Source organism: Bradyrhizobium sacchari, from assembly GCF_002068095.1.
GTDB lineage: Bacteria > Pseudomonadota > Alphaproteobacteria > Rhizobiales > Xanthobacteraceae > Bradyrhizobium > Bradyrhizobium sacchari.
Map to the genome: position 1 here is coordinate 17,593 of NZ_LWIG01000026.1, position 4,562 is coordinate 22,154.

3 protein-coding genes are annotated in these 4,562 nt (G+C 67.9%); 2 read left to right on the forward strand and 1 reads right to left on the reverse strand.

Going from position 1 to position 4,562, the window contains the following annotated elements:
- A partial coding sequence (locus A5906_RS24020) for an Rne/Rng family ribonuclease (protein WP_245326880.1) occupies positions 1–2,408 on the forward strand: 2,408 nt, incomplete at its 5' end.
- A gap of 66 nt (positions 2,409–2,474) precedes the next feature.
- Here the strand turns inward: A5906_RS24020 and A5906_RS24025 are convergent.
- Positions 2,475–3,155 carry a helix-turn-helix domain-containing protein gene (locus A5906_RS24025; protein ID WP_080137764.1) on the reverse strand — a complete coding sequence of 227 codons (681 nt, stop codon included), beginning with the start codon at positions 3,153–3,155 and terminating at the stop codon, positions 2,475–2,477.
- Positions 3,156–3,365: 210 nt separating this feature from the next.
- Here A5906_RS24025 and A5906_RS24030 point away from each other — a divergent pair.
- The coding region (locus A5906_RS24030; RefSeq protein WP_245326881.1) for an amidase at positions 3,366–4,562 on the forward strand (1,197 nt) is incomplete at its 3' end.

The following is a 4,562-nucleotide window of genomic DNA, read 5'->3' on the forward strand; positions in this document are numbered from 1 at the left end:
AAACGGCTGCCGAGCCGCAGGAGGCGCAAACGCTCGAAGCTCACGCCTTCGAGCCGCACGCCGAAGCTTTCGCTGAAGCCGTGACCGCGGCCACGGAGCCGGCCGACGCCGTGTACGGCGAGAGCCCTGAAGCGCCGCATGCCGAGGGCGCCCTGCCCAGTGAAGAACAAGCCGGCGAAGAAGACGACGAGGATGAGGACGGCGAGGAAGCCGAAGAGGAAGTCGTCGAATCCGTCGGCGGCGACGACGTGCTGGAGGAAGTGCCGGAGCGCACCTTCCGCCCGCGCCGCCAGTACAAGATCCAGGAAGTCATCAAGCGCCGCCAGGTCATGCTGGTGCAGGTCGTCAAGGAAGAGCGCGGCAACAAGGGCGCGGCGCTGACGACCTATCTCTCGCTCGCCGGCCGTTACGCCGTGCTGATGCCCAACACCGCGCGCGGCGGCGGCATCAGCCGCAAGATCACCAGCGCGCAGGACCGTTCGCGCCTGAAGGAAGTGGTGCAGGACCTGGACGTGCCCGAGGGCATGGGCATCATCCTGCGCACCGCAGGCGCCTCCCGCACCAAGCCCGAGATCAAGCGCGACTTCGAGTACCTGATCCGGATGTGGGAGACGGTGCGCGACCTGACGCTGAAGTCGCAGGCCCCGACTCTCGTCTATGAGGAAGGCTCGCTGATCAAGCGCTCGCTGCGCGACCTCTACAACAAGGAGATCGACGAGATCCAGGTTGCCGGCGAAGGCGGCTACCGCGAAGCGCGCGACTTCATGAAGATGCTGATGCCCGCCAATGTCAGCGCGGTGAAGCAGTATCGCGACGGCCAGCCGCTGTTCTCGCGCATGGGCGTCGAGAGCCAGCTCGATGCGATGTTCTCGCCGACCGTGCAGCTGCGCTCCGGCGGCTACATCGTCATCAACCAGACCGAGGCGCTGGTCTCGATCGACGTCAACTCCGGACGCTCGACCCGCGAGCACCATATCGAGGACACAGCGCTCAAGACCAATCTTGAAGCGGCCGAAGAGGTCGCCCGCCAGCTCCGCCTGCGCGACCTCGCCGGCCTGATCGTCATCGACTTCATCGACATGGACGAGAAGCGCAACAACCGTGCGGTCGAGCGCAAGCTGTCCGACTGCCTGCGTCAGGATCGCGCGCGTATCCAGGTCGGCCGCATCTCGCATTTCGGCCTCTTGGAGATGTCGCGCCAGCGCATCCGCGCCAGCGTGCTCGAGAGCTCGACCGATCCCTGCCCGCATTGCGGCGGCACCGGCCATGTCCGCTCGGTGTCTTCGGTGGCGCTGCAGCTCTTGCGCGGCCTCGAAGAGATCCTGATGAAGGGCGCGACGCACAATCTCGTGGTCCGCACCCGCACCGACGTCGCGCTCTATGTGCTGAACCACAAGCGCGGCCATCTGCGCGATCTCGAAAACGGCTTCAAGGTCACGCTCGCTGTCATCGCCGACCCCAGCGTCAGCGGTCCGCAGGCCTACCTCATCGACCGTGGCGAGCAGGTGCACACGCTGGAAGCCGCCAAGGCGCTGCTCGCGGCACAGGCGGCCGCGAGCCCGCCGCCGCTCGCCGAAGACGGCTATGACGACGAGGAGTTCGATCCGGAGCTGGAATCCGAGATCGAGTCCGAGGAGACCGAGGGTCTCACCGAAGAGCAGGCTGCCGGCGAGGCAGCCGCCGAGCAGGACGGTCAGCGCCGCAAGCGCCGCCGTCGCCGGCGCGGCCGCGGTGGCCAGCGCGATGGCGAAATGCGCGAGGATACGGCGCCGACCCTGCCCGAGCCGGCGATGATCGCGGGCGAAGCCGAGGAAGAGGCCGAGTCCGAGCAGGATGGCGAGGACGGCGAGGAACAGGCCGCCCGTGGCGAGCAGCAGGGCAGCGGCGAGCGCCGGCGCCGGCGTGGTCGCCGTGGTGGGCGCCGCCGTCGCGGCGGCAACGAGGAAGGTCTCGCCGGCTCCATCAGCGACGAGCTCGCTGCGAATACGCCGCCGGAAGCGAGCGATGCGGTTGCCGATTTCGACGGCGCCAGCGGTGAGGCTGCGCCCTCGATCGCACAGGCCGAACACGGCGACGAACCGCAAGTCACGCAACAGTTCGCGCAGCCCGAGCCCCGCGCCGAGGCACCGGCCGCCGCACCGCAGCAGCCCGAGCCGGCTCCCGCCGTCGCTGCCGTGGAGGAAGAGCCCGCTGACGAAAAGTCCGCGCGGCGGCGCTCCACGGTCCGGGAAAAGGTGAGCTTCCTGTCGAACAGCGCGAGCGAGCCGGCAACACCGGTTGCCGCAGCGCCGGAGCCGGTTGCTCCGCCGGCACCGGCCCCCGAACCCGCACCGGAAGCGGCAACCGAAACGCCGGCCGCCCCGCGTCGCGCCGGCTGGTGGTCCCGCCGCTTCGGCGGCGGCGAGTAAGCCGGACACGGAATAAAAAACGCCCGGCCAAGCCGGGCGTTTTTCGTTTCAGGATTCGCCAAAGCGTTACGACGGCAGCTCGTCGTCACCGAGCGGCGCCACATCGCGCGCGGCGATCTGGCGGAGCTGGTCGTAGAGATCGGGCGCCTCGCTGGTGCAGAGGCAGACGCCCATTGCGGAAGGTGCCTCGCCGGCGTTGAGGTAGGCGTGGCCCATGGTGCTGTCGAGATAGATGCCGTCGCCCTCGCCCAAGATCTCGGGCGCATAGAACTCGGTGTGGACGGCGACGCGTCCGCGCGTCACCACGAAATACTCCTCGCCGCCATGGCGCAGCAGCGGCCCGAACTCTTCCAGCGAGCGAGCGCGCACTTCGGCCACGATCGGCACCATGCGCTTGCCGATCAAATCGGTGCATTGATAGGTGTAGGTGTAGAACTTCGTGGTGATCACCTGGCCCTGCCCGGCCCGGCTGATGCTGCGCCGCGCGGTGACCGGCCTACCTTGCGCAGGCGCTGCGACCGCCGGGTTGAACAGCTCGGCGATCTCCATCTTCAGCCCCGAGGTGAGCTGGAGCAACTTGTCGTAGGTCAGCGACATCAGGCCGTTTTCGACCTTTGACAGGGTCGACAGCGCCATGCCGGTCCGCTCCGCCACCTGCTTGAGCGTCAGCCCGCGCGCCTGGCGGGCCGCCTTGAGGCATTGGCCGAGCTGGGAATTGGCAGTTTCGGGTGTCGTGATCTCGCTCATGTCGCAATGCTAGCACGACAAGAGAAAAATAGTTGATCGATCGGCCTAATCTTTTCGGCCAAAACAGTCCAAATCGGACCTGTTTGGTAAACGGCTCCAGGCATTTTAGGATCGGTGTGCATGAAAATCGCCCGGATTGACGATTATTGGTGCGCCAGCCCTGTTTTCCGATATGCTAAATCGTTTTCATAATCTGAAAGGGAGCGGGCATTGTCCGAACTGTGCGATTCCAGTGCCGTTGAGCTGCGCCGCCTGCTGGCCGCGCGGACGATCTCGCCTGTCGAGCTGCTCGAGGCCTGCCTCTCGCGCATCAGCGCCGTCAACGGCGCCGTCAACGCCGTCGTGACGCTGGACGAGCCGGGGGCGCGCACCGCCGCAAAGGCGGCCGAAGCAGCCATCCTGCGCGGCGAGGATCGCGGAGCACTGCACGGGCTGCCGGTTCTGATCAAGGACACCCAGGACACAGCGGGGATGCGCTCCACCTATGGCAGCCCGCTGCTGCGCGACAACGTGCCGGCTGCCGACCAGGGCTCTGTCGCGCGCTTGCGTGCCGCCGGCGCCATCATCTTCGGCAAGACCAACACGCCGGAATGGGCGGCCGGCGGCAACACCCGCAATCCCGTGTTCGGCGCCACCGGCAATCCGTTCGATCCCATGCGCTCGGCGGCCGGCTCCTCCGGCGGCTCGGCGGTGGCGCTCGCCTGCGGGATGGCCCCGCTCGCCTCCGGCTCCGACACCGGCGGGTCCTTGCGCAATCCGGCCGGCTTCTCCGGCATCGTCGGCATGCGTCCGTCCTACGGGCTCGTGCCAAGCGAGAAGCGCATCTTCGGCTGGTCGAACCTGTCGACCGACGGGCCGATGGCGCGCAACGTCGCCGACACCGCGCTGATGCTGTCGGTGATGGCAAGCGACGATGCCCGCGATCCGCTCGCCTACACCCTGCCCGGCGAGCCGTTGCGTGCGCGCGCCGAGCGCTGGGCCGCGCCGCGTCCCGCCGAGCTCGGCAAGCTGCGTCTCGCCTTCACCGAGGATTTCGGCTTCGCACCGACCGAGCAGGCGATCCGCCGCGTGTTCCGCCATCGCGTCAGCAAGCTCGCGCCGCTGTTCGCCGAAAGCCGCGAAGGTGCGCCCGACTGCACCGGCGCGGACGACGCCTTCGCCGTGCTGCGCGCCGGCATGTTCCTGGCGACGCATGGCAAGAACTACAAGGAGCGTCCCGGGATGCTCGGCCCGAATGTCCGCGCCAATGTCGAGGAAGGCCTCGGCTACACGCTCGAAGACCACGCCCGCGCGGCCACGACACAGACGCGGATCTATCGCGCCTACCAGAGCTTCTTCGCGAGTTGCGACGTGCTGGTCAGCCCGACCATCACACTGAGCCCGCGGCCCTGGTCGGAGCTCTACCCC

Excerpts from the sequence above, each read along its gene's own strand:
- A5906_RS24025 (WP_080137764.1), bottom strand. The coding sequence starts at position 3,155 with ATGAGCGAGATCACGACACCCGAAACTGCCAATTCCCAGCTCGGCCAA.